The following is a 23,484-nucleotide window of genomic DNA, read 5'->3' on the forward strand; positions in this document are numbered from 1 at the left end:
GAACCGACAACAACACCGAACCAACCTGAGAGAGAAACACCATGAAAGCCACTTGGAACCGCATCGTGCAGACCCTGAAGGGCCGTCGCTCCACCCCCTTGCCCGAAGAGGGCACGGAACCCGTGTTGGACGCTGACCTGCAGGGCATCCCTCCCACGACTGGCCCCGTATCGGCCGCCCCGTTGAACTGGGCCTACCTGCTGCCCACCGCCCGCACCGTGCGCTGGCTGGCCGCTGGTGCCGTGGTCGCCGCAGCGGGTCTGATGGTGTACCGCAACCCGCCCGTGCAACACCTGGCGCAAGGCGACCTGGGTGTGCGCCTGAACCAGTTCACCGGCGCGGTGAGCTTGTGGCGCGATGGCAGCGTGTGGGTGGTGCCCGGCCTGCACACGGTGCGCGTGTTCTCTCTGCGCGACCAGAGCTACCGCCCCGAAGCCATGCGTCAGGCCACCGGCAGCGCGCCACTGCAGTCGGTCGAAGGCCTGTCGTTGGGGTTGGATCTGAGCGTGCGCTATGCGCTGGACCCCAACTCGCCCGCTGTGAAGGCTGGCAACCTGCCCGACAACGTGGGCGCTGACATCGTCGAGCCTGCCGTGCAGGGTCTGGTCTACAAGGTGTTTGCCCGCTACACGGTGCGGGAAATCTTTTCGTCCAAACGGGCCGAGATCGCGCAGATCATCGAAACCGAATTGCGTACCCGCCTGGCGACCGATGGCGTCACGCTGCGCAGCCTGCAGATCGGCAAGGTGGATTTGCCCGCCGAGTACCGCCGGGGCATGGATAGCCTGCTGGCCGAAGAGCTGGCCTCCGAAAAAATGCGCTACACGCTGGAGCTGAAAGACAAGCGCGTGAAGGAAACCGAGCTGGACGCCAACGCCGACAAGGTGCGCCGCGAAGTGGCCGCCGAAGCCGCCGCCCGCGAGCAGGTCATCGCCGCCAAGGCCCAAGAAGAGGCCATGAAGCATGTGCTGCCCTTCAAGCAGCGCCAGATCGAGCAGCGCCAGCTGGCAGCCGAAGCCGAACGCGTGGCCCGCGTCAAAGCGGCCGAAGGCGCCGCCCAGGCCCGCCGCATCGAAGCCAACGGTGAGGCCGACGCCCGCCAGAAGCTGGCCGAAGCCGAGGCTTACCGCATGGACCGCGTGGGCAAGGTGAATGCCGAGCAGATGGCCCGCGAAGGCGCGCTGGTGACCAAGCACCCGCTGCTCATCCAGAAGACGCTGGCCGACAAGCTCTCGGACAAGATCCAGGTCATCATCGCGCCCCCGCCCACCAATGGTGACTTCATCGGTGCCGCGCTGCTGGGCGGTAACCGCAACGCCCAGGCCAGTGCAGCCCAGGCTGCGGCTGTGACCGACGACGCCACCACCACCCAAGCCGTGGAGCAGTGAACATGAACGCCACCCTCGCCACCTTGCTGGCCGCCGTCGCCAGCGCCGCAGTGACCGTGGCGGCCGAGGCCGCCCCCCAGCCATCGCCCAGCGCCCAGGGCAGCGCCATCGTGGTGCAAGACCAGGCCAGCCTGCGCGCCGCCCCGCGCGACGGCGCCCAGCAGCAGGCCAGCCTGTGGCAGGGCGAAGTGCTAGAAGTGCGCGGTGAGCGCCTCGACTATTTGCAGGTGTGGGACCACAAGCGCGAGCGCGGTGGCTTCATCCGCGCCAGCGATGTGCGCCGCGTGGCCCTGACCGAGGCCGAAGGCCCTGCGCTGTTGGCTGTCATGCACTTTGTGCAAGAAACGCCCGGCGCCGAGGCGCTGGGCATTGGCCTGACGGCCGCCTACCTGCAAGCCGCGCCCGCCAAGGCTTTGGCTGGCGTGGAGGGCGCGCAGGCCTTCGACGCGCTGGGCACTTTTGCCGACCGGCTGGCCCGCCGCGCCTCGGTGGCCGTGCCAGGCAAGGCCTCAGGCGCCACGCTGTCGGCGCACCTGGATGTGGCCAACGGCTACGGCGTGCGCTTTGCCACCTACGAGGTCGAAGGCCGCATGCAGGTCTGCTACGAGGGGGAGGCCTTTCGCCGCCTGCTGGCCATGCCCGTGGCCGATGCCGAGCAGCGCGCCCGCGCCGCCCTGGCGTTGACCCGCCCTGAGTGCACCAACCCCGACCTGCCTGCGCACGAACGTGCCAAGGTCACCACCTGGCAGGCTGACGTGCTGGAGCGCGTGGACGTGGCCCACCTGCCCGGCTACCTGCGCAACCGCGTGCAAATGCGCCGCGCCAGCGTGTGGGGCGCCGCCGCCTTTCAGCAGGCGCGCAATAGCGCAGCCGACCCAGCGGTAGCCGCTGCCGCGGCCCGTGCATTGACGGAACTCAGTGGCGTGAGCAAGGCCGAGCTGCCCGACGAAGATCAGGCCGCCTACAACGACGCCGCCATGCGCGTGAGTGCTGTGCGCTGGGCCTTGGTGCCCGCCGCCGCGCCCGTGGATGCTGCCGGCACTCGTCCCACACTGCTGACCGAGCCTGGTGCCCCCGGCGAAACCTGCGTGCTGCTGGTGGACGCACAGCACAGCGCCAAGGCCCCGCTACTCCGCCGCTGCACCTATGGCGTGGTATGGGCCGCATCGGCCAGCACCAACCGCGAAGGCACGGCCGTGGCCCTGGCTGTGCAACCCATGGAAGGCTGGCGCGAGCTGTGGGTGCTGCGCAAAACCGAAGGCGGCTGGCTGGCCGACGTGCTGCCGCCGGCCGCCACCACCCCCGAGACCGGCGTGGCCGAATGGGCGGGCTGGGTACCCGGCGGCCAGCAAATGCTGGTGGCCCGCGAAGCCCGGGGCCAGGGCCGCTACCGCAAGAGCTTTGAGGTGGTGCGGCTGGAGGGTTTGACCACCGAGCGCGTGACTGGCGACGTGGCCGCGCTGCCCCTGTTCCAGCGCTGGCAAGACCCGGCATGGAAGCGCGAAACGCTGAGCTTGCGTTGAACGAAGCAAGCTAGGTCGGGGGAGGATTTGGCGGGGTCCGTAAACTTGGCCCCGTCTTTTTCACTGAATGCCTGCTTCATGCCCGCTGCCGTTACGCCTTCGCTGTCCACCTTGCTCACCCGTGTGGACGCCGCCATCATCGACCTCGACGGAACCATGGTGGACACCATGGGTGATTTCAACGAGGCCCTGAACCGCATGCTGCGTGAACTTGAGCTGCCGTCGATTGCAGCCCAGACGATTGAGCACATGGTGGGCAAGGGGTCGGAGCATCTGTTGCGATCAGTGCTCAATCATGTTCTGGTGCAGGTCAAACATTCCTCCATTGCTACGGAAATTGAAGCGCTCTACCCGTCAGCCTGGGCCAGCTACCAGCGCCAATACCTCGCCATCAATGGCCAGTACGCCGGGGTGTATGACGGTGTGAAGGCGGGGCTGCAGGCTTTGCAAGCCCGTGGCCTGCGGCTGGCGTGCCTGACCAACAAACCCCGGGACTTTGCGCTGCCCCTGCTGCAATCCAAGGGCCTGGATGGGTATTTCGAGAAGGTCTTCGGTGGCGACTCGTTCGAGCGCAAAAAACCAGACCCGTTGCCACTGCTCAAGACCTGCGAAGCCTTGGGCACAGAGCCCGCGCGCACGCTCATGGTGGGCGACTCCAGCAACGATGCGCAGGCCGCGCGGGCTGCCGGTTGCCCTGTGGTACTGGTCACCTACGGCTACAACCACGGCCAGCCTGTGCGGGCCGTGGATGCCGATGGTTTTGTGGATTCGCTGGCCCAGCTGACCTGAGCCTGCCGGTTCGGTCCGCGGGGCGCTGGCGCTCAGGCGGTCAGCTGGCGCGGCGCCACGTTGCGGTAGTCCAGACGCGATGCTGCGGGGGCACTGCTGCGCACTGGGGCGGGCGCGGAGCTGTTGTGGCGCGTGGCGTTGTCCGAAAGGCGGAACACCGCCACGGCATCCACCAGCTGGCCGGCCTGGGTTTTGAGGCTGTCGGCGGCTGCGGCGCTTTGTTCCACCAGGGCGGCGTTTTGCTGCGTGGCTTGGTCCATCTGCGTGATGGCTTCGCCGACTTGCGAGACGCCCTGACTCTGTTCGCTGCTGGCGGCGCTGATTTCGCCCATGATGTCAGTCACGCGGCGGATGGCGCTGACCACCTCGGTCATGGTGGCGCCAGCCTTGTCCACCAGGGCTGTGCCGCGCTCCACGCGCTCCACGCTGGTGCCAATCAGGCCCTTGATCTCTTTGGCGGCTTCGGCGCTGCGTTGCGCCAGGCTGCGCACCTCGCCCGCCACCACGGCAAAGCCCCGGCCCTGCTCGCCGGCACGGGCAGCCTCCACAGCGGCGTTCAGCGCCAGGATGTTGGTCTGGAAGGCGATCCCGTCGATCACGCTGATGATGTCGGCGATCTTGCGGCTGCTGTCGTTGATGCCCTTCATGGTGTCCACCACCTCGGCCACCACGTCGCCGCCCTGCTGGGCGACGGTGGATGCGCTCATGGCCAGCTGGTTGGCGGTGCGGGCGTTGTCGGCGTTCTGGCGCACGGTGGAGCCCAGCTCTTCCATGGAGGCGGCAGTCTCTTCCAGTGCGCTGGCCTGCTGTTCGGTGCGGGCACTCAGGTCGTTGTTGCCCGATGCAATCTCGGCACTGGCCGTGGCCACGCCCTCGGCGCTGTAGCGCACGTTGCCCACGATGGTTGCCAGGCGTGATTGCATGGTCGACAGTGCCTGCAGCAGCTGGCCGGTTTCATCGTTGCCACTGGCGGTGATGGGGTGGGTGAGGTCGCCATCGGCAATGCTTTCGGCGGCCTGCTGGCCTTGCTGCAAGGGGCGGACGATGGAGCGCGTGACGGTCAGGCCCATCAGCGCGCCCAGCGCAACGGCCACCAGCGTGCCCACACCCAAGAGCACCTGGCTGGCCTTGGCCAGTGTGGAGGTGTCGGCCTGGCTTTCGGCCAGCTGGGCGGCCATGGTCTTGCGCAGGTCGTCGAGGGACTGGAGGTACTTGTCGGCCAGCGGGCGCAGGTCCTTGTCCACCAGGGCGGGCACGTTGGGCTCACCGCCGCGGTGCAGCTCCCGGATTTCGTTGAGCTTGTCGTTGTAGGCCTGCCGTGCCGTGGCAATCGCAGCCAAAAGGCCCTTGGCCTTGTCGCCTTGCACCAGCGCCTCAATGCGCTTGACTTTGGCTTCCATGCCCTTGGCCGTCGCCTGCGTGTCGGCGGTGAGCTTGTCCATGTAGTCGCGGTCAATGGCCTTGAGGAACGCTTCGGTACGCACCCAGTTCAGGCGGATGTCCGACGCCCAGTCTTCCACCAGGGTCTGCTGCTCGATCTCCTGCGTGGCTACGCGCTCGCTGGCACTTTGCAGGCTGGCGATGCGCCACATTCCGGTGGCCGCGATGAGGGCTGTGATGAGCAAAATGGCGCCGAAGGATGCGCTCAGGCGCAGGCCGACGGAAAGGTTGCTGAGTTTCATGGTGGTGTCTGGCGCGAAGGAGGGCAGGGATCACAAGGGGCGTTACAGACGGCTCGTTGCGGGGCGCGGGTAGCGCATAAAACTCGATTCAGGCCGTGGCCTCGGACGCTGCGGGTGTGCGCAGCGGGAGGCCGGTTGTCGCGTCGTCGGAAGTCTCAAAAAGATGGGAAATGGCTGTGGCGAAATAAGTAAGAGGCAGGCTACTCCCGCGTAGGGGGCGCGTCTGTCGGACGCGCGACAACTGGGGCTGGGAGCGCGTGGGTGTTTGCCCTATGGCAAACAGAGCCTTTTAGGACGGGGACTGGGCGGTCTTGCCCAGCAAGGCGTCCTTGAGCTTCCAATCCGCTGGCGCGTTGCCCAGCCAGATTCCCAGCAGCGCGTTGAAGAACTCGGGCTCCTTGAAGGGCTCTCCCTGCGGCTTGCCCTTGACGGTGATGATGGTGCCGGTCCCGGGAATCCAGTCGATCTGGAACTGATCGCCCGCCACCAGCTTCTTGTGGTCCGAGAAGATCTGGCTCATGCGCAGTACGCCCGGGATGAGCTTGGAGAACGCCGCGCGGTCCATGTTGTCCTCCATGCCCCGTGAGAACAGCTTGCCCAGCTCGGTGGAGTCAATGTCGCGCAGCATGGTGATGCTCATGCGCTTGGGGCCTCTCTGGGCCATGACGTCAGCAGGTGTGCCGGCTTTCTTTTCAAGATACAGCCCCGCCGTGTACACCTTGAAAACAGCCTTGTAGCGCACCCCGGCACCATTGAGCTGCAGGGTGCTGCCGCTCACGCTGGCGGTTTCTTCGTATTTCACGTCGGCCACGGTCATGGGCTGGGCAACGGCGCTGGCTGCCAGCAGGCATGCACCGGCCATCACAGCCCATCGCGTCAGGAATTTCATGCGCAGCTCCTAAAAAAAGAACGGTCGTTCGTTTCAAATTGTTGCAGCGCTCCCTTAGGGCCGCAACAGGGTTTTCGAGCGGTTGTGCGATCTCGCTGTGAGGACGGTCAAATCGGCCCGCCAAAAAAGCTTTGCTACACTTTGCCCATGTTCATTCACCACGTGTTCATCACAGGTTGCAGCGACCGGGGAGCCTGGCCCTGGCGTCAGCCTGTCGCTTTGAACGCCTGATGGCACCTGGGCAGCAGCCCCAGCGTGCACCCGTGGCCTCCACCCCGATGCGGTGAGGCCGATCGAATGGACCGCAGCGCCCCGCTCTCATGCACAGGGACGCGCGCTGCGACAACTGGGAGCGCTCCCCGTGATCACAGAACTTGAATTCAAAAGCCTGGCCAGCGAAGGCTACAACCGCATTCCGCTCATGGCCGAGGCCTTTGCGGACCTGGAAACCCCGCTCTCGCTCTACCTGAAGCTAGCGCACACCAAGGACGGCGGCAAGCACAGCTTTCTGCTCGAATCCGTGGTGGGCGGCGAGCGCTTTGGGCGCTACAGCTTTATCGGCCTGCCTGCACGCACCCTGCTGCGCGCCAGCGGCTTTGGCAGCCAGGCCAGGACCGAGGTGGTGACCGACGGTCAAGTGGTCGAGACCGCCCAAGGAAACCCGCTCGATTTCATCGAGGCCTACCAAAAGCGTTTCAAGGTGGCCCTGCGCCCCGGCCTGCCGCGCTTTTGCGGCGGTTTGGCGGGTTACTTTGGCTACGACGCGGTGCGCTATATCGAGAAAAAGCTCGAAACCACTTGCCCGCCCGACACTCTGGGATGCCCCGACATCCTGCTGCTGCAGTGCGAGGAGCTGGCTGTCATCGACAACCTCTCGGGCAAGCTCTACCTCATCGTCTACGCCGACCCGGCCCAGCCCGAGGCCTACGCCAAGGCCAAGAAGCGCCTGCGCGACCTCAAGGAGCAGCTCAAATATTCGGTGAGCGCGCCCGTGGTCAAGCCCACCGAAAGCCACCCCGCCCAGCGCGACTTTGCCAAGGCCGACTACCTCGCCGCCGTGGAGCGCGCCAAGGAGCTGATTGCCGCCGGTGACTTCATGCAGGTGCAGGTGGGCCAGCGCATTCACAAGCGCTACACCGAGTCGCCCCTGTCGCTGTACCGCGCGCTGCGTTCGCTGAACCCGTCGCCGTACATGTACTTCTACGATTTTGGCGACTTCCACGTGGTGGGCGCCAGCCCTGAGATCCTGGTGCGGCAGGAAAAGACCGACGAAGGCACCAAGGTCACCATTCGCCCCCTGGCGGGCACCCGCCCACGCGGCGCCACGCCCGAGAAGGACAAGGCCACCGAGGTTGAACTCATCAATGACCCCAAGGAACGTGCCGAGCACGTGATGCTGATCGACCTGGCGCGCAACGACATCGGCCGCATCGCCAAGACCGGCACCGTGAAGGTGACCGAGGCCTTTGCGGTGGAGCGCTACAGCCATGTGATGCACATCGTGAGCAACGTGGAAGGTATCCTGCACGACGGCATGACCAGCATGGACGTGCTCAAGGCCACCTTCCCTGCGGGCACGCTGACCGGCGCACCCAAGGTGCACGCCATGGAACTCATTGACCAGCTCGAACCCACCAAGCGCGGCCTGTACGGCGGCGCCTGTGGCTACCTGAGCTACGCGGGCGATATGGATGTGGCCATTGCCATCCGCACCGGCATCATCAAGAACGGCACACTCTATGTGCAGGCCGCTGCTGGTGTGGTGGCCGATTCGGTGCCCGAGCTGGAGTGGAAGGAAACCGAGCACAAAGCCCGCGCACTGCTGCGTGCCGCAGAGCTGGTCGAGGAGGGGCTGGAATGACGTCCTCTGAAACCAAGGCCATTGCCAAAGTGAAGGACTGCACCACCATGCAGGACGTGCGCCGCGAAGTGAACACGCTGGACGACGTGCTGGTGCCCTTGCTGGTGGAGCGCGTGGGCTACATGACCCAGGCCGCGCGCATCAAGCAAGGCGCTGAGCAGGTGCGCGATGAAGCGCGTATCCAGGCCATCGTGGACCGGGTGCGCGAGCGTGCAACGGCCGAAGGCGGTGACGCCGACGTGATCGAAGCCATCTACCGCAGCCTCATGGAAGCCTGCATTGCCTATGAACACCGCGAGTTCGCCCGTCTGCGCGAGCCCGCCTTGGCCGGGAGCGCCGCATGACAACAAAACTCTTGATGGTCGATAACTACGACAGCTTCACCTACAACATCGTCCAGTACTTTGGTGAACTGGGCGCCGAGGTGGAGGTGTTCCGCAACGACGAAATCACCGTGGCCGAGATCGAAGCACGCCTGAATGCAGGCCAGCTCGATCGCCTGGTGATTTCGCCCGGCCCGTGCTCGCCCGCCGAGGCCGGCATTTCGGTCGCCGCGATCCAGCACTTTGCCGGCAAGCTGCCCATCCTGGGCGTGTGCCTGGGCCACCAGGCCATTGGCGCAGCCTTCGGCGGCACCATCATCCGCGCGCAAGAGCTGATGCACGGCAAAACCAGCGTCATCACCACCACGAAAAAGGGCGTGTTTGCGGGCTTGCCGGAAAAGTTCACGGTCAACCGCTACCACTCGCTGGCCATTGAGCGCGCCTCTTGCCCCGATGTGCTGGAGGTGACGGCCTGGACCGACGACGGCGAGATCATGGGCGTGCGCCACAAGACGCTGCCCATCGAAGGCGTGCAGTTCCACCCCGAAAGCATCCTCACCGAACATGGTCACGCCATGCTGAAGAACTTTCTGGAGCAGCGCGCATGAACTTCATCGACGCCCACCAGCTGGTGATGTTCATCGCCGCAGGCTGGTTGCTCAACCTCACGCCCGGGCCGGATGTGCTCTACATCGTCACCAACGCGCTCAAGTCCGGTACCCGCGCAGGCATTGTGGCGGGGCTGGGTATCACGGCCGGGTGCTTTGTGCACATCTTTGCCGCCGCCGTGGGGGTGGGTGCACTGCTGGCCGCTTCGGCCACGGCCTTCACTGTGCTCAAGTGGATCGGTGCGGCGTACCTGATGTGGATGGGCGTGCGCATGCTGCTGTCCAAGCCCGGGGCCGATGGGGGCAATGGTGCTGCCCTGGCGGCTGCGCAGGCAGCCCCTGCGCAGCACACGCCGCTCTCCAAGGTGTTCCTCGGCGGCTTCTGGACTAACGTGCTCAATCCCAAGGTTGCGATTTTCTTCCTGGCCTTTGTGCCGCAGTTCATCGCGCCGGGTGCGGACAACAAGGCGCTGGCCTTTGTGTTGCTGGGCGTGCTGTTCAACATCAACGCCATCCCTATCAACGTGGGATGGGCGCTGGCCGCGTCGTGGATGGCACGGCGAGCCACGGTCATTCAGCGCGGCATGCACTGGCTGGACCGCGTGGCGGGTGCCATGTTCATCGGCTTCGGGCTCAAGCTGGCCTTCACGGACCAGCCCTCTGCATAAATTCCAGGAGACATTCCATGCCCATTACCCCCCAGGAAGCGCTGCAGCGCACCATCGAGCACCGCGAAATCTTCCACGACGAGATGCTGCACCTGATGCGGCTCATCATGAACGGCGAACTCTCGCCGGTCATGACCGCGTCCATCATCACCGGCCTGCGCGTGAAGAAGGAAACCATTGGCGAGATCACCGCCGCCGCGCAGGTGATGCGCGAGTTCTCCACCAAGGTCCACGTCAAGGACGCGACCCACATGGTTGACATCGTGGGCACGGGCGGCGACGGTGCCAACACCTTCAACATCTCCACCTGCTCGATGTTCGTGGCCGCCGCCGCAGGCGCCAAGGTCAGCAAACATGGCGGGCGCGGCGTGTCGAGCAAAAGCGGCAGCGCCGACGTGATGGAAGCCCTGGGCATCCACATCAACCTGAAACCCGAGCAGATCGCCCAGTGCATCGCTGAAGTCGGCATCGGCTTCATGTTCGCGCCCAACCACCACCCCGCCATGAAGAACGTGGCCCCGGTGCGCAAGGAGCTGGGCGTGCGCACCATCTTCAACATCCTGGGCCCGCTCACCAACCCCGCAGGCGCGCCCAACATCCTGATGGGCGTGTTCCACCCCGACCTCGTGGGTATCCAGGTGCGCGCGCTGCAGCGCCTGGGCGCCGAGCATGCGCTGGTGGTCTACGGCCGTGACGGCATGGACGAAGTGAGCCTGGGCGCCGCCACACTGGTGGGCGAACTGAAAAACGGCCAGATCACCGAGTACGAAATCCACCCCGAGGACTTTGGCCTGCCGATGGCGAGCAACCGCGCGCTCAAGGTCGAAACGCCCGAACAGTCGCGTGAGATGCTGATCGGGGTGCTCAAGGGCGAGCCCGGTGCCGCGCAGGACATCGTCTGCCTTAATGCAGGCGTGGCCCTGTACGCCGCCAACGTGGCCGAGTCCATCCAGACTGGCATTGCCAAGGCACGCGCTGCGATTGCCTCCGGCGCCGCGCTGGCCAAGCTGGAGCAGGTGGTCACCCGCACGCATGCGCTGGCCACAGCGGTCTGATACGGCGGCCTGACCCAGCCATGTGGCACGACCCGGGCATCTGGATCGCACTGGGCGTCTCTGCCCTGTTCATCGTGGCCGGGGTTGTGATGCACCGTGTGTTCACCCGCATTCTGAAACAGGGCTCCGCCGAGCCCACTGAAACCGACAAGGCAGCCCACCATGAGCAGTGACATCCTCAACAAGATCGTGGCCGTCAAGCACGAAGAAGTGGCCGCCGCCAAAAAGCGCCTGCCCTTTGACGCCATGCGCGCCGATGCCGAGAGCCGCGTGCTCACGCGCGACTTTGAAGGCGCGCTGCGCGCCAAGATCGCCAAGGGCCAGGCGGCCGTGATTGCCGAAGTGAAGAAGGCCAGCCCCAGCAAGGGCGTGCTGCGCGCCAATTTCGAGCCGGCCGACATCGCCCAGAGCTACATGGAAGGCGATGGCAAGGTCAGCGCGGCTTGCCTGTCGGTGCTGACCGACCGCCAGTTCTTCCAGGGCCAGCCCGACTACCTGAAGCAAGCCCGCGCCAGCACCACGCTGCCCGTGCTGCGCAAGGACTTCATGGTGGACGCGTACCAGATCTACGAATCGCGCGCGATGGGCGCTGATGCCATCCTGCTGATCGCGGCCTGCCTGGACGATGCCCAGATGGCCGACTTTGAAGCCATCGCCCGCAGCCTGGACATGGCCGTGCTGGTAGAGGTGCACGACCGCGCCGAGCTGGAGCGCGCGCTGAAGCTCAAGACCCCGCTGGTCGGCATCAACAACCGCAACCTGCGCACGTTCGAGGTCACGCTGGACACGACCTTGGGCATGCTCAAGGATGTGCCTGCGGACCGCCTGCTGGTCACCGAGTCGGGCATCCTGAAGCCTGCCGACGTGAAGACCATGCGCGACGCGGGCGTGCACGCCTTCCTGGTGGGCGAGGCCTTCATGCGCGCCGACGACCCCGGCCTGGCGCTGGCCAAGCTGTTTGCTTGACAGTGAACATTTACTATCTTTTTAATAGCTGCTAGCGCATATATCACCTGCGCTTCCAGCCCATTTCGCCATGAATCCCTCTGAAATGCCCGCTACGCAACTCCAGACGGCCCAGCCCGCTGACTGGCCGGTAGCCCCGGGCTGGCAGCCCTTGGTGGACGCGTTTTTTGCCGGCGCGCGTGGGCAGGCACTGCTCGCGTTTTTGCAGGCGCGGCTGCAGGCTGGGGCGGCGATTTTTCCGCACCAGCCGCTGCGTGCGCTGGAGCTGACGCCGCCCGAGGAGGTGCGCGTGGTCATCCTCGGGCAGGACCCGTACCACGGCCGGGGCCAGGCCGAGGGGCTGGCGTTTTCCGTCGCGCCGGGCGTGCGCCTGCCGCCCTCGCTGCAGAACATCTTCAAGGAGATGCAGCGCGACCTGGGGGTGGCCTTCCCCCCGTTCCCGAACCCGGGCGGCAGTCTGGTCAAGTGGGCCAAAAATGGCGTGCTGCTGCTCAACACCTGCCTGACGGTCGAAGAGGGCCAGGCCGCCAGCCATGCAGGCAAAGGCTGGGAGGAGCTGACCGACACCGTCATCCGCCACGTGGCCGAGGGGCCGCGCCCGGTGGTGTTCATGCTCTGGGGCTCGCACGCCCAGTCCAAGCGCGCGTGGATTCCCGCCGACCGGGGGCACCTGGTGCTCACCTCCAACCACCCCTCGCCGCTGTCGGCACTGCGCCCGCCGGTGCCTTTCATTGGCAACGGGCACTTTGGCAAGGCGCGGGATTTTCGCGCGCAGTACGGGTATTGAGCAGGGTTCGCAACACCACGAGTGCGCCATGACCGACGTAGACGTGGAAGCGCAGATCTTCGCCTTGCTCGCACAGCGCAAGCCGCACACGACGATCTGCCCGTCAGAGGTCGCCCGAGCTTTAGCTTCCGAGGGTGGCGCCTGGCGTCAGCACATGCCCCACGTCAGGCAGGTGGCGCAGGCTTTGGCACAGCAGCACCGCTTGCGCGTCACGCGCGGCGGTGTGCTGGTGGATGCCACGGCGCCCGGCGGCCCGATTCGCCTGGGACTCCCGGGTGATGACCCGCATAGCGAATAACCCACGACCAGGGCTACCATGGCTGCGGTAGCCGCTCCTTGAGTAGCTCCAGAAACGCCTGCGCCGCCACCGGCAGGCTGCGCCCGGCCAGGGTCTGGATCTCGATGTCGCGCAGGTCCATGCCGGGGTCGCTGATGGGCAGGGCCACGATGGCGCCTTCGGCCACCAGGTGGCGCACGGCGATCTCGCTGGCCACGGACAGTCCGCCGCCCAGCTGCACAAAGTTGACCACCGTCTTGGCGTGGTTGCTGATGAGCACGGCTTCGAGCTGCAGGCCGTGGCGGCTGCAGACGATGTCGATCATCTGGCGCACCGTGGTTTCGGCCGGGGGCAGAGCCAGCGGGTAGGCGGCCATCTGCGCTAGGGTCACGCTGCCTGCGCTGGCCAGCGGGTGGCCGGGCGGCAGCAGGGCCAGCACGGGGGCGCTCTGGCGGTAGGCCACGTCGATGTCCCTGTGCGGCGCGCGGCTGAAGCACAGGCCGATGTCGGCCGCGCCGCTGCGCACGGCGTCGGGCACCTGGGCGGTGGGCAGGGCGATCACGCTGAACTGCACCCCGGCATAGGTGCGCTGGAACTCCACGCACAGGCGTGGCACCAGCTCGTTGGCAAATGCGTCGGACGTGGCCAGGCGCACCTGCCCGGCACGCAGGCCCTGCAGCGCACCGATCTCGCCCAGCGCACGCTCGGCGTCCAGCAGGGTGCGGCGCGCGTGCACGGCCAGGATCTCGCCCGCCGCTGTCAGCACCATGCCGCGCGGGTGGCGCTCGAACAGGGGCGTGCCCAGTTGCGCCTCCAGCCCCGCGATCTGGCGACTCAGCGCCGAGGCGGCCACATGCAGCCGGGCCGAGGCCTCGGTGAGCGAGCCGCTCTGCGCCACGGCCAGAAAGTAGCGCAGGGTGGTGTCTTGCAGCAGGTGGGGGCGCATGGGTGACGGAGTCGGGAGCGAGGCTGGCAGTATGCGTCGGTTTGCCGTGGCGGCAAAGCAGCTTGCTGAAATGCTGGTGGTCAAGCAAGGCGCAGCTTCCTAAGATGGTTCCATCCTTTGTTGTGTCCGATTTCTTTGCGGGAGTGCTCTGTATGCGTCTACTTTCCTGGGGCCGTGGTGTCTGGGGCCTGGCTAGCCTTTTGGTGCTGGCGTCTGCCGCTCAGGCGCAAGCCAATTGGCCGGACCGCCCCGTGCGGGTGATCGTGCCCTTCCCGGCCAGCGGCGCGACCGACCTGGTGGCCCGCGTGGTCACCCAGCGCGTGGCGGCCGACCTGGGCCAGCAACTGGTGGTGGACAACAAGCCCGGCGCGGGCGGCACCCTGGGCACGGCCGAGGCGGCCAAGGCCGCGCCCGACGGCTACACCCTGCTGCTGACCACCAGCAGCACGCACGCCATCTCGCCGCACCTGATGCCCAAGCTGGCTTATGACCCGCGCAAGGACTTCACGCCGGTGGCCCATGTGGCCGACGCGCCCAGCGTGCTGCTGGTCACCAACTCGCTGCCCGTCAAGACCGTGGGCGAGCTGATTGCCTATGCCAAGGCCCACCCCGGCAAGCTCAACTACGCCACCAGCGGCAACGGCACCATCGTGCACCTGAACACGGCCGCCTTCAGCGCCCAGGCGGGTGTGGAGATGACGCACATCCCCTATAAGGGCACGGCGCTGGCCATCCCGGACCTGATCGCCGGGCAGACGCATGTGCTGTTTGACTCCCTGCCCACCGGCATGCCCCACGCCAAGGCCGGACGCCTGCGTGCCATCGCGGTGACCAGCGAAAAGCGCAGCACGCTGGCGCCCGAGCTGCCCACGCTGGCCGAGTCCGGCCTGCCCGGCTATTCGTCGGTGACCTGGTTTGGCGTGTACCTGCCTGCCGGGGCATCCCCCGCGCTGGTGGAGAAGGTGCACAAGGCCTTTGCCAAAGCCGTGCAGGCGCCCGAAGTGGCCGAGAGCCTGGCCAAGCTGGGCGTGGAGCCCGCTGCGCCGCGCACGCCCGCGCAGTTCGCCAGCATGGTGCAGGCCGACAGCAACCGCTGGGCGACGGTGATTCGCCAGCACAAAATAGCCCTGGAGTGACATCCCCCTGAGCGGCTTTGCCGCTTCCCCCTTCTCTCGAATGGCGTTGCCATTCGGGAAGGGGGACGACGCCCTCGGTGCGGGGCGGCCCTTCCTCGGCGTCCCTCGCTTTGCGCCGCGCCGGTTTCATGCAGCCCGCCCTGTGCGGGGCAACAGAGTCAGAACGCTATGAACACCCCATCCCTCGACTGGTCCCTTCCTTATTCTTCACACCGCAGTGCGGTCATGGGCCGCAATGTGGTCTCCACCTCGCAGCCGCTGGCCGCACAGGCGGGCCTGCGCATGCTGCTGGCGGGTGGCAACGCGGTGGACGCCGCCATTGCCGCTGCCATGGCGCTCACGGTGGTGGAGCCCACGGGCTGCGGGCTGGGCAGCGACGGGTTTGCCATCGTGTGGGATGGCAAGGAGCTGCACGGCCTGAACGCCTCGGGCCGCTCGCCTGCGGCGTGGACGCCTGAATACTTCGAGAAGCTGGGCGGAATCCCCGAAACCGGCTGGAACGCCGTCACCGTGCCGGGCGCGGTGTCGGCCTGGGTGGCGCTGTCCAAGCGCCTGGGCAAGCTGCCGTTTGCGCAGCTGGCGCAGCCCGCCATCGACTACGCGCGCAACGGCTTTCCGGTGTCGCCCACCATCGCCCGCCTGTGGGCGCTGGGCGCGGCCAAGCTGGGCGCACAGCCCGGGTTTGCCGAATGCTTCATGCCGAATGGTCGGGTGCCAAAGGCGGGTGAAATCTTCCGCAGTGAAGCCCATGCGCGCACGCTGGAGCTGATTGCCGAAACCGAGGGCGAGGCCTTCTACCGGGGTGTGATTGCCGAACGCATCGCCGCCCACGCGCAAGCCAACGGCGGCGCCATGACCATGGCCGACCTGGCCGCGCACCAGGCCGACTGGGTGGGCACCATCCAGCAGCGGTTTGGTGACTCGGTCATCCACGAGATCCCGCCCAACGGCCAAGGCATTGCCGCATTGATGGCGCTGGGCATGCTCGACGCGCATGGCATTGGCAAGCACCCGCTGGACGATGTGGAAACCGTCCACGCCAGCATCGAGGCCATGAAGCTTGCTTTTGCCGACCTGCACCAGTACAACGCCGACATTGACGCCATGCACGTCAAGCCCGATGCGCTGCTGCACCCCGACTACCTGCGCAGCCGCGCCGCGTTGATCGACACCACGCGTGCTGGCGACCCTGTCTACGGCGCGCCACGCCCCGGCGGCACGGTGTACCTGGCGGCGGCCGACGCGTCCGGCATGATGGTTTCGTTCATCCAGTCCAACTACATGGGCTTTGGCTCGGGCGTGGTGGTGCCGGGTACGGGCATCAGCCTGCAGAACCGGGGCCACGGCTTCAACCTGACTCCGGGCCACGCCAACCAGGTGGCGCCGCGCAAGCGCCCCTCGCACACCATCATCCCGGCCTTTGCCATGCATGCCGACGGCACGCCGCAGATGGCGTTTGGCGTGATGGGCGGCCCCATGCAAAGCCAGGGCCACACCCAGATGGCGCTGCGCGTGCTGCGCTACGGCCAGAACCCGCAGGCGGCGGCCGATGCGCCCCGCTGGCGCGTGACGGGTGGCAAGGGCGTGGCCGTGGAGCCAGGCTTTGACCCCGCCGTGGTCGCCGCGCTGCGCGCACGCGGGCACGAGGTGACGGTGGAAGAGGGCAACGGCGTGTTCGCCTTTGGCGGCGCCCAGCTGGTGCTGAAGAACGGCAACAGCTACATCGCCGGTTCGGACCCGCGCAAGGACGGGCACGCGGTGGCGTTCTGATCCATGCCGTAGGTAGCAGGTTTGGCGCTATTGAATGTGTAGCTGCTCAGGCATATTGCACTAGCGCTATCGGCTGTTTTGGCGCTTAACGTGTCTCGCGCACGGTCAGCCACGCGCTGGCTGCGCCGCTGAGCACGATGGCCGCGATGCCCGCCATCGACCACGCATCCGGCACATGGCGGTACACCAGCCAGCCTGCCAGCATGGCAAACCCGATCTGCGAATACAGAAACGGTGCAATCGTCACCGGCGTGGTGCGCGCATAGGCGTTGAGCAACAGCATGTGGCCCACCGCGCTCGACAGGCCCATAGTGAACATGCCCGCCCACATCCACGGGTCGCTCACCGGCTGCCAGAAGAACGGCACGCCCAGCGACACCAGCGCGGTGGCGATCCAGCTGGTGTAGAGCTGCGTGGTGGCGGGGCTCTCCTGGCCCGCCATCTTGCTGCTGAGTACCTGGTAGCCCGTGCCCGCAGCCAGCATGCACAGCGGCCACAGCAGTGCCCAGGTGAAGGCCTCGCCCCCGGGCCGTATGATGGCCAGCGTGCCCGCCAGCCCGGCTACCACCAGCAACCAGCGCAAAGGGCTCACAGGCTGGTGCAGCCACAGGGCAGCCACCACCGTGACACACAGCGGCACCGTCGCCACGATGGCCGTGAACTCTGCCAGCGGCAGGGCCGTGAGGCTGATGAAGCCGAACAGGCTGGTCATGGCGAACAGCGCGCCCCGCAGGGCCTGGAAGCGGGGCTGTGTGGTGCGCAGCGCCGAGCGCCCCGCGCGCTGCAGCACAAAGGCCGTGGTCAGCAGCGACTGGAACACGTAGCGCATCCACAGCGCCATGACGATGGGCACGCCCACGCTGACCAGCTTGCTCGCGGTGTCCAGCAAGGCAAAGAAAGCGCAGGCCACCACGGCCAGCGTGATGCCTGCCAGCGCCGCACGCCGGCGGGCTGCAGGGCTGGTCGACGACGCAGGGCCGGGGGGACTCACGGCGTGCCGCGCGCACGCTCCAGCAGCATGGCGTCGCCATAACTGAAGAAGCGGTACTGCTGCGCAATGGCGTGCCGGTACAGGCCCATGATGTGGGCGTAGCCCGCAAACGCGCTCACCAGCATCATCAGCGTGCTCTTGGGCAGGTGGAAGTTGGTGATCAGCACATCCACCACCTGGAATGCAAAGCCCGGTGTGATGAAGATGTTGGTGTCGCCCGAGGCCTGGCCCGTCTTCGCCCAGGATTCGAGTGTGCGCACGGTGGTGGTGCCCACCGCCACCACGCGGCCGCCGCGCTGGCGGCAGCGCTCCAGCGCGGCCAGCGTGGCCAGCGGAATCTCGTACCACTCGCTGTGCATCTGGTGCTCGGCCAGGTTCTCGGTCTTGCAGGGCTGGAAGGTGCCTGCGCCCACGTGCAACGTGACGCTGGCGCGTTCGATGCCGCGCGCCGCCAGGTCGGCCAGCACGCCTTCGTCAAAATGCAGCGCGGCCGTGGGCGCGGCCACGGCGCCGGGGTTGCGGGCAAACACGGTCTGGTAGCGCTGGCTGTCCTCGGCCTCGTCGGGGTCGTGGTCGGTGTTTTGCTGGCGCTCGATGTAGGGCGGCAGCGGCAGGTGGCCGTGGCGGTCCATCAGCTCCCAGGGCGATTCGCCTGCGGGGCCGTGCAGCGCAAAGCGGAACAGCGGGCCGTCCTCGGTGGGCCAGCGGCCCAGCAACTGCGCGTCAAAGCCGCCCGCCTTGCGGCCACCGGCCATGTGCACCACGCTGCCGGGCAGGGGCTTCTTGCTGACCTTCATGTGGGCCACGACTTCGTTACCCGGGTTGCCAGCCTCGGCGGGCAACACGCGTTCGATCAGCAGCTCCAGCTTGCCGCCGCTGGCCTTCTCGCCAAAGATGCGCGCCTTGACCACGCGCGTGTCGTTGAATACGAGCAGGTCGCCCTCGCGCAGCAGGCCGGGCAGCTCACGAAAGATGCGGTCCACCGGCTGCATGGCGCGGCCGTCGAGCAGGCGCGAGGCGCTGCGCTCGGGCGCGGGGTGCTGGGCAATGAGTTCGGGGGGCAGCGAGAAGTCGAAGTCGCTGAGGGTGAACACGCGGGGCGTGGAAGGGCCGCCGGAGGCGAGGGGCGCACTGGCTGCGCCGCTGGAGAGATCAGTCATCGTGCTTGAGGGCCGAACGGGCCCGTGCCAAGGTAAAAAATTGCGGAAGGCGCGATTGTCCCACGGGGCTGCAGCCCCTGCAGGCGCGGTGCTAGGGCGAGGTGGTGAATGCCACCGGTGCCGGTACGCTGTGCACCAGCCGTTGCACGTCATCGGCCTTGGCCAGGGTGGTGCCCGGGTGCAGCAAGGCGGCAGCGCCTGCGGCCACGCCCCAGCGCAGCGCCTCGGCGGGCGCATCGCCCCGGTCCAGCGCCCAGACCAGCGCGGCCAGAAAGCAGTCGCCCGCGCCCGTGGTGCCGGTGGTGGCGGGCACGTTGAGGGCGGGGGCTTGCCATACGCCCTCCCGCGTGGCCAGCACCGCGCCTTGTTCGCCCACCGACAGGGCCACGGTGTCGGCCGCGCCGCTGTGCACCAGCGACTGGGCAGCCGTGCACCAGTCGGCGGCGTGCTCCAGCGGCTGTTGCAGCAGGTCGCGCAGCTCGCGCAGGCTGGGTTTGACCAGCGCCACCCCGGCTTTCAATGCCGCCGCCAGCGGCGGGCCTGAGGTGTCAACGGCCACCCGCACGCCCTGGTCGGATACAGCGGATACAGCGCGTACCAGCTGGGCATAGAAGTCGTCGGGCGTGCCGGGCGGCAGGCTGCCGCTGGCAATGAGCCAGCGGGGTGGTGGGGCGTGGGTTGCCAGCGCATCCAGGCAAGCCTGCCACTCGCTGGCCTGCAGCGTGGGGCCGGGTAGCACAAACCGAAACTCCTGGCCCGTGGTAGTCTCGACCACTGAAAAGTTCTCGCGCGTGTCGCCCGCAATGCGCTGCAGCTGCGTGGGCACGCCCTCGTCGGCCAGCAGTTGTTGCACTTGGGCGCCCGCCGCGCCGCCCGCCAGGGCCCAGGCGCACACATCCGCGCCCAGGCGGTGCAGCACCCGCGCCACGTTGATGCCGCCACCGCCCGCAAACCGCCGCACCGGGCCGCAGCGCAGCTTGTGCGTGGGGGCCACGTGGTCGGTGGTGGTCGCCAGGTCGAGGGCGGGGTTGAGCGTCAGGGTGATCAGTGCGGGCATGGGCTACCAGACCTTGTCGGAGAACCCGGACCACAGCTCGTCCAGGTCGGGAAAGCGCCACCTCTCGGGGTCTTCGCGTGCCACGATCTTCTCGTTGCAGTCCGGGGCAGCCAGGTTCACCACCTCGGGCGGAATGCGCAGGTCGGACTTGGTGGAGAAGAACACCTTGACGATGGGAGTGGTGAGCGCGGTGGGCGATTGTTCCGTCACGATCCCGATGCGGCCCGAGGTCAGCCGCACCAGCGAGCCCACGGGGTAGATGCCGATGCTTTTGACAAACGCCTGGAAGATGCGCGCGTCGAAGTGGTCCTTGGTCCACTCGGCCATGCGGCGCAGCGATTCGGCCGGGTCCCAGCCGCGCTTGTAGGGCCGGTCGGAGGTGATGGCGTCGTACACGTCGCAGATGGCCGTCATGCGGGCGATCACGCTGATGCCTTCGCCCTGCAGCTTGTCAGGGTAGCCCGAGCCGTCCACCTTTTCATGGTGGTGCAGGCAGGCGTCCAGCACGGCGTCGGGCACGTTGCCGCCCTCCTTGAGCATGTGGTACCCCTCCACCGGATGGCTGCGCACCACGGTGAACTCCTGGTCAGTGAGCTTGCCGGGCTTGTTGAGCACTGCCAGCGGGATGGCTGCCTTGCCCAGGTCATGCAGCAGGCCCGCCATGCCAGCGAGCCGCTGCTGGTCGTCCTTGAGCTTGAGCTGCTTGGCCAGGGCCACCATGAGTGCGCACACCGCCACCGAATGCATGTAGGTGTAGTCGTCGGCCGTCTTCAGCCGCGCCAGGCTGATGAGTGCGCCGGGGTTGCGGGTGACGGAGTCGGAGATTTCTTCCACCAGGCTCTGTGCACTGGCCGAGTCCACTGCGCGGCCCATGCGGGCCTCGTTGAACATCGAGACCACCGCTTCCTTGGACTTGACGCAGATGGCGGCGGCCATCCTCAGCTCGCTGTGCATGTCCGCCGGTTGGCGGTCCCGCTTGGGGGGAGGAGGGGGTGAAGGCAGCGTCACCTTGATGGGGGGCAGGTCCTCCAGGCGGCTGAAGTCGGTCTCGATCTGCGCATCCACCTCTTCGCGCGACATCGACGCCGTGCCTGCGGCCACATCCAGGCCCTTGTCGGTGTCTATCCAGATTTCCTGAATGGCGGTGGCCTGGATGCGGGCGAGGTCCTTGGGGTCCTTGAGCAGGAACTTGGCCCGCCAGAAGGGGTGCTCCATCCACGAGCCGCAAAACTCGTGCAGGTACATGCCCAGGGTCAGGTGTTGGATTTGAATGCGCTTGAGCATGACGGGGCCCCGGACTCGAAAACACGCCGTGATCAGGCGTTAGCAATGGTAACCATGGTAGCCTTTTCAGGCTGCGATCTCCGCTCGTTTTCCCTAGCAAATTGCTCTCCATGCCCGCTGCCGCCCCTGCTCCCGCCAAACCCACTGCGCGCTCCGCCGTCCCGGCCGCGCGTGGCCAGGGTGCGGCCTCGGTGGCGCAGAAGGCGTTGCAAAAACTGGGCCTGCGCCGCGATATCGACCTGGCCCTGCACCTGCCCTTGCGCTATGAGGATGAAACCCGCATCACCCCGCTGGCCAACGCGCGCGACGGGCAAACGGTACAGATCGAGGCCACGGTCACTGCCAGCGAGGTGCAACTGCGCCCCCGCCGCCAGCTGCTGGTGCAGGTAGAGGATGACACCGGCAGCTGTGAGCTGCGCTTTTTCAGCTTCTACCCGTCGCACCAGAAGACCCTGGCCGTGGGCGCGCGCCTGCGCATTCGGGGCGAGGTCAAAGGCGGCTTCTGGGGGCGGCAGATGCTGCACCCGGCCTTCCGCGTGGCGGGTGGAGAGTTGCCTGCCGCTCTTACGCCCGTCTACCCCACCACCGCCGGACTGCCCCAACCCTACCTGCGCCGGGCCGTCGTCAGTGCGCTGACGCGGGTGGATTTGTCCGACACCCTGCCACCCGGCACAGAGCCACCGATGGCCCGGGTTTATGGCCCCAATGGCCTGCAGCGCAGGTTCAGCTTGCGCGAGGCGCTCACTTTTTTGCACCATCCCACGCCCGATGTGGCGCTGTCCACGCTGGAGGACCAGAGCCACCCCGCCTGGCAGCGGTTGAAGGCGGAGGAGTTGCTGGCCCAGCAGCTGTCCCAGCAGCAGTCGCGGCGCGAACGCGACATGCTGCGCGCGCCGGTGCTGCGGCCCCGGCGCAGCACCGACGGCGCCTTGCCATTGCACGAACAGTTGATGGGCGTATTGCCGTTTGACCTGACGGCGGCCCAGCGCCGCGTGGGCGAAGAGATTGCGGCCGATCTGGCCCGCCAGGTGCCCATGCACCGTCTGCTGCAGGGCGATGTGGGTTCGGGCAAAACCGTGGTGTCGGCCCTGGCCGCCTGCCTGGCCATGGACGCGGGCTGGCAGTGCGCGCTGATGGCACCCACCGAAATCCTGGCCGAGCAGCACTTTGCCAAGATGATCGGCTGGCTCGAACCGCTGCTGGCCGCACACGGCCGCAAGGTGGCCTGGCTGGTGGGCGGGCAAAAGAAGAAGGACCGTACTGCCATGCTGGCGCTGGTGGCCAGCGGCGAGGCGGCGCTGGTGGTGGGCACGCACGCCGTGATCCAGGACCAGGTGCAGTTCAAGAACCTGGCGCTGGCCATCATCGATGAGCAACACCGCTTTGGCGTGGCCCAGCGGCTGGCCTTGCGGCAAAAGTTGGCGGCCCACGGCATGGAGCCGCACATGCTCATGATGAGCGCCACGCCCATCCCGCGCACCTTGGCCATGAGCTACTACGCGGACCTGGATGTGTCGGTGATCGACGAGCTGCCCCCGGGCCGCACCCCCATCGTCACCAAACTGATCGCCGACAGCCGCAAGGACGAAGTGATCGAGCGCATCGGCGCGCAGGTGGAGGCCGGGCGGCAGGTGTACTGGGTGTGCCCGCTGATCGAAGAGAGCGAGGCGCTGGACCTCTCCAACGCCACCGCCACGCACGCCGACCTGAGCGAGGCCCTGCCCGGCGTGATGGTCGGGCTTCTGCACTCGCGCATGCCCACGGCCGAGAAGAAGGCCGTGATGGCGCTGTTCACCAGCGGCCAGATGGGCGTGCTGGTCAGCACCACCGTGATCGAAGTGGGCGTGGATGTGCCCAACGCATCGCTCATGGTCATCGAGCACGCCGAGCGTTTTGGCCTGAGCCAGCTGCACCAGCTGCGCGGCCGGGTGGGGCGGGGCGCGGCGGCGTCGGCCTGCGTGCTGCTGTACGCCACCAACGACAGCGGCCGCGTGGGCGAAACGGCCAAGGAGCGCCTGCGCGCCATGGCCGAGACCAACGACGGCTTCGAGATCGCCCGGCGCGACCTGGAAATCCGCGGCCCCGGCGAGTTTCTGGGTGCGCGCCAGTCGGGCGATGCGCTGCTGCGTTTTGCCGACCTGGCCACCGACACCCATCTGCTCGAATGGGCGCGCGAACTGGCGCCGCAGATGCTGGATCGCCACCCCGAATTGGCGGCTCGGCATGTTGCGCGGTGGTTGGGTGGAAAATCGGACTATCTCAAGGCCTGAGGCGCTCGCAACTACTGTGTGTCAATGGATTTCGATGAGAGGTGCGGACAGCAC

22 protein-coding genes are annotated in these 23,484 nt (G+C 67.0%); 15 read left to right on the forward strand and 7 right to left on the reverse strand.

What is annotated here, in order from left to right; all coding sequences use genetic code 11:
* Nucleotides 1-41 precede the first annotated feature (41 nt).
* The 3 genes from ACT531_RS16470 (at nucleotide 42) to gph (ending at nucleotide 3,700) form a co-directional block, all read left to right on the forward strand.
* Complete coding sequence (locus ACT531_RS16470; protein WP_476018110.1) at nucleotides 42-1,388, forward strand: SPFH domain-containing protein; 1,347 nt, start codon at nucleotides 42-44, stop codon at nucleotides 1,386-1,388.
* A gap of 2 nt (nucleotides 1,389-1,390) precedes the next feature.
* A complete protein-coding gene (locus tag ACT531_RS16475) occupies nucleotides 1,391-2,911 on the forward strand; it encodes a hypothetical protein (RefSeq protein WP_476018111.1) in 1,521 nt (506 codons plus the stop codon).
* 78 nt (nucleotides 2,912-2,989) lie between these two features.
* Entirely contained in the window at nucleotides 2,990-3,700 is a 711-nt protein-coding gene (gph, locus tag ACT531_RS16480) for a phosphoglycolate phosphatase (RefSeq protein ID WP_476018112.1), read from the forward strand.
* A gap of 32 nt (nucleotides 3,701-3,732) precedes the next feature.
* Here gph and ACT531_RS16485 read toward each other — a convergent pair whose 3' ends face one another.
* Together ACT531_RS16485 and ACT531_RS16490 are read right to left on the reverse strand one after the other, a co-directional pair.
* Nucleotides 3,733-5,382: a methyl-accepting chemotaxis protein gene (locus tag ACT531_RS16485; protein WP_422847949.1), complete on the reverse strand. Its 1,650-nt coding sequence runs from the start codon at nucleotides 5,380-5,382 to the stop codon at nucleotides 3,733-3,735.
* A 289-nt stretch (nucleotides 5,383-5,671) separates the two neighbouring features.
* On the reverse strand, nucleotides 5,672-6,271 hold the full coding sequence (locus ACT531_RS16490) for a chalcone isomerase family protein (RefSeq protein ID WP_476018113.1): 600 nt from the start codon (nucleotides 6,269-6,271) through the stop codon (nucleotides 5,672-5,674).
* 361 nt (nucleotides 6,272-6,632) lie between these two features.
* On the opposite strand from ACT531_RS16490, the gene trpE reads away from it, so the two are divergent.
* The 9 genes from trpE to ACT531_RS16535 all read left to right on the forward strand — a co-directional run bounded on the left by trpE (nucleotide 6,633) and on the right by ACT531_RS16535 (nucleotide 12,837).
* Nucleotides 6,633-8,132 (forward strand): anthranilate synthase component I, encoded by a 1,500-nt coding sequence (trpE, locus tag ACT531_RS16495; protein ID WP_476018114.1) that lies wholly within the window; start codon nucleotides 6,633-6,635, stop codon nucleotides 8,130-8,132.
* Nucleotides 8,129-8,476 (forward strand): chorismate mutase, encoded by a 348-nt coding sequence (locus ACT531_RS16500; RefSeq protein ID WP_476018115.1) that lies wholly within the window; start codon nucleotides 8,129-8,131, stop codon nucleotides 8,474-8,476. Before trpE ends, ACT531_RS16500 begins: the two co-directional genes overlap by 4 nt.
* Nucleotides 8,473-9,063, forward strand: a complete 591-nt coding sequence (locus tag ACT531_RS16505) for an aminodeoxychorismate/anthranilate synthase component II (protein WP_476018116.1) — start codon at nucleotides 8,473-8,475, stop codon at nucleotides 9,061-9,063. The genes ACT531_RS16500 and ACT531_RS16505 overlap by 4 nt, the downstream gene beginning before the upstream one ends.
* A complete protein-coding gene (locus ACT531_RS16510) occupies nucleotides 9,060-9,731 on the forward strand; it encodes a LysE family translocator (RefSeq protein WP_476018117.1) in 672 nt (223 codons plus the stop codon). The genes ACT531_RS16505 and ACT531_RS16510 overlap by 4 nt, the downstream gene beginning before the upstream one ends.
* A 17-nt stretch (nucleotides 9,732-9,748) precedes the next feature.
* Nucleotides 9,749-10,786, forward strand: coding sequence for an anthranilate phosphoribosyltransferase (gene trpD, locus ACT531_RS16515; RefSeq protein ID WP_056747856.1), 1,038 nt, complete (start codon nucleotides 9,749-9,751; stop codon nucleotides 10,784-10,786).
* 20 nt (nucleotides 10,787-10,806) lie between these two features.
* Nucleotides 10,807-10,959, forward strand: a complete 153-nt coding sequence (locus ACT531_RS16520) for a hypothetical protein (protein WP_476018118.1) — start codon at nucleotides 10,807-10,809, stop codon at nucleotides 10,957-10,959.
* Nucleotides 10,949-11,752 carry an indole-3-glycerol phosphate synthase TrpC gene (gene trpC / locus ACT531_RS16525; protein WP_110961774.1) on the forward strand — a complete coding sequence of 268 codons (804 nt, stop codon included), beginning with the start codon at nucleotides 10,949-10,951 and terminating at the stop codon, nucleotides 11,750-11,752. The genes ACT531_RS16520 and trpC overlap by 11 nt, the downstream gene beginning before the upstream one ends.
* Nucleotides 11,753-11,822: 70 nt before the next feature.
* Nucleotides 11,823-12,539: a uracil-DNA glycosylase gene (locus ACT531_RS16530; protein WP_476018119.1), complete on the forward strand. Its 717-nt coding sequence runs from the start codon at nucleotides 11,823-11,825 to the stop codon at nucleotides 12,537-12,539.
* A 28-nt stretch (nucleotides 12,540-12,567) separates the two neighbouring features.
* Nucleotides 12,568-12,837, forward strand: coding sequence for a DUF3253 domain-containing protein (locus ACT531_RS16535; protein ID WP_015016047.1), 270 nt, complete (start codon nucleotides 12,568-12,570; stop codon nucleotides 12,835-12,837).
* A gap of 13 nt (nucleotides 12,838-12,850) precedes the next feature.
* Here the strand turns inward: ACT531_RS16535 and ACT531_RS16540 are convergent, their stop codons facing one another.
* Complete coding sequence (locus tag ACT531_RS16540) at nucleotides 12,851-13,762, reverse strand: LysR family transcriptional regulator (protein ID WP_476018120.1); 912 nt, start codon at nucleotides 13,760-13,762, stop codon at nucleotides 12,851-12,853.
* Nucleotides 13,763-13,914: 152 nt separating this feature from the next.
* Here ACT531_RS16540 and ACT531_RS16545 point away from each other — a divergent pair, with 152 nt between their 5' ends.
* Entirely contained in the window at nucleotides 13,915-14,898 is a 984-nt protein-coding gene (locus tag ACT531_RS16545; RefSeq protein ID WP_476018121.1) for a Bug family tripartite tricarboxylate transporter substrate binding protein, read from the forward strand.
* A 168-nt stretch (nucleotides 14,899-15,066) separates the two neighbouring features.
* Complete coding sequence (locus ACT531_RS16550) at nucleotides 15,067-16,668, forward strand: gamma-glutamyltransferase family protein (protein ID WP_476018122.1); 1,602 nt, start codon at nucleotides 15,067-15,069, stop codon at nucleotides 16,666-16,668.
* Between the two features lie 85 nt (nucleotides 16,669-16,753).
* Here ACT531_RS16550 and ACT531_RS16555 read toward each other — a convergent pair whose 3' ends face one another.
* The 4 genes from ACT531_RS16555 to ACT531_RS16570 all read right to left on the reverse strand — a co-directional run bounded on the left by ACT531_RS16555 (nucleotide 16,754) and on the right by ACT531_RS16570 (nucleotide 21,160).
* Nucleotides 16,754-17,659 (reverse strand): DMT family transporter, encoded by a 906-nt coding sequence (locus ACT531_RS16555; RefSeq protein ID WP_476018123.1) that lies wholly within the window; start codon nucleotides 17,657-17,659, stop codon nucleotides 16,754-16,756.
* Nucleotides 17,656-18,819 carry a tRNA preQ1(34) S-adenosylmethionine ribosyltransferase-isomerase QueA gene (queA, locus tag ACT531_RS16560; protein ID WP_476018124.1) on the reverse strand — a complete coding sequence of 388 codons (1,164 nt, stop codon included), beginning with the start codon at nucleotides 18,817-18,819 and terminating at the stop codon, nucleotides 17,656-17,658. Before queA ends, ACT531_RS16555 begins: the two co-directional genes overlap by 4 nt.
* A gap of 91 nt (nucleotides 18,820-18,910) precedes the next feature.
* Nucleotides 18,911-19,876: a 1-phosphofructokinase family hexose kinase gene (locus ACT531_RS16565; RefSeq protein WP_476018125.1), complete on the reverse strand. Its 966-nt coding sequence runs from the start codon at nucleotides 19,874-19,876 to the stop codon at nucleotides 18,911-18,913.
* A 3-nt stretch (nucleotides 19,877-19,879) separates the two neighbouring features.
* Nucleotides 19,880-21,160: an HD-GYP domain-containing protein gene (locus ACT531_RS16570; protein ID WP_476018126.1), complete on the reverse strand. Its 1,281-nt coding sequence runs from the start codon at nucleotides 21,158-21,160 to the stop codon at nucleotides 19,880-19,882.
* 110 nt (nucleotides 21,161-21,270) lie between these two features.
* Here ACT531_RS16570 and recG point away from each other — a divergent pair, with 110 nt between their 5' ends.
* Entirely contained in the window at nucleotides 21,271-23,430 is a 2,160-nt protein-coding gene (gene recG / locus ACT531_RS16575; RefSeq protein ID WP_476018127.1) for an ATP-dependent DNA helicase RecG, read from the forward strand.
* The last annotated feature ends 54 nt before the right edge of the window (nucleotides 23,431-23,484 follow it).

It is taken from the genome of Acidovorax sp. DMC1 (genome assembly GCF_056314325.1).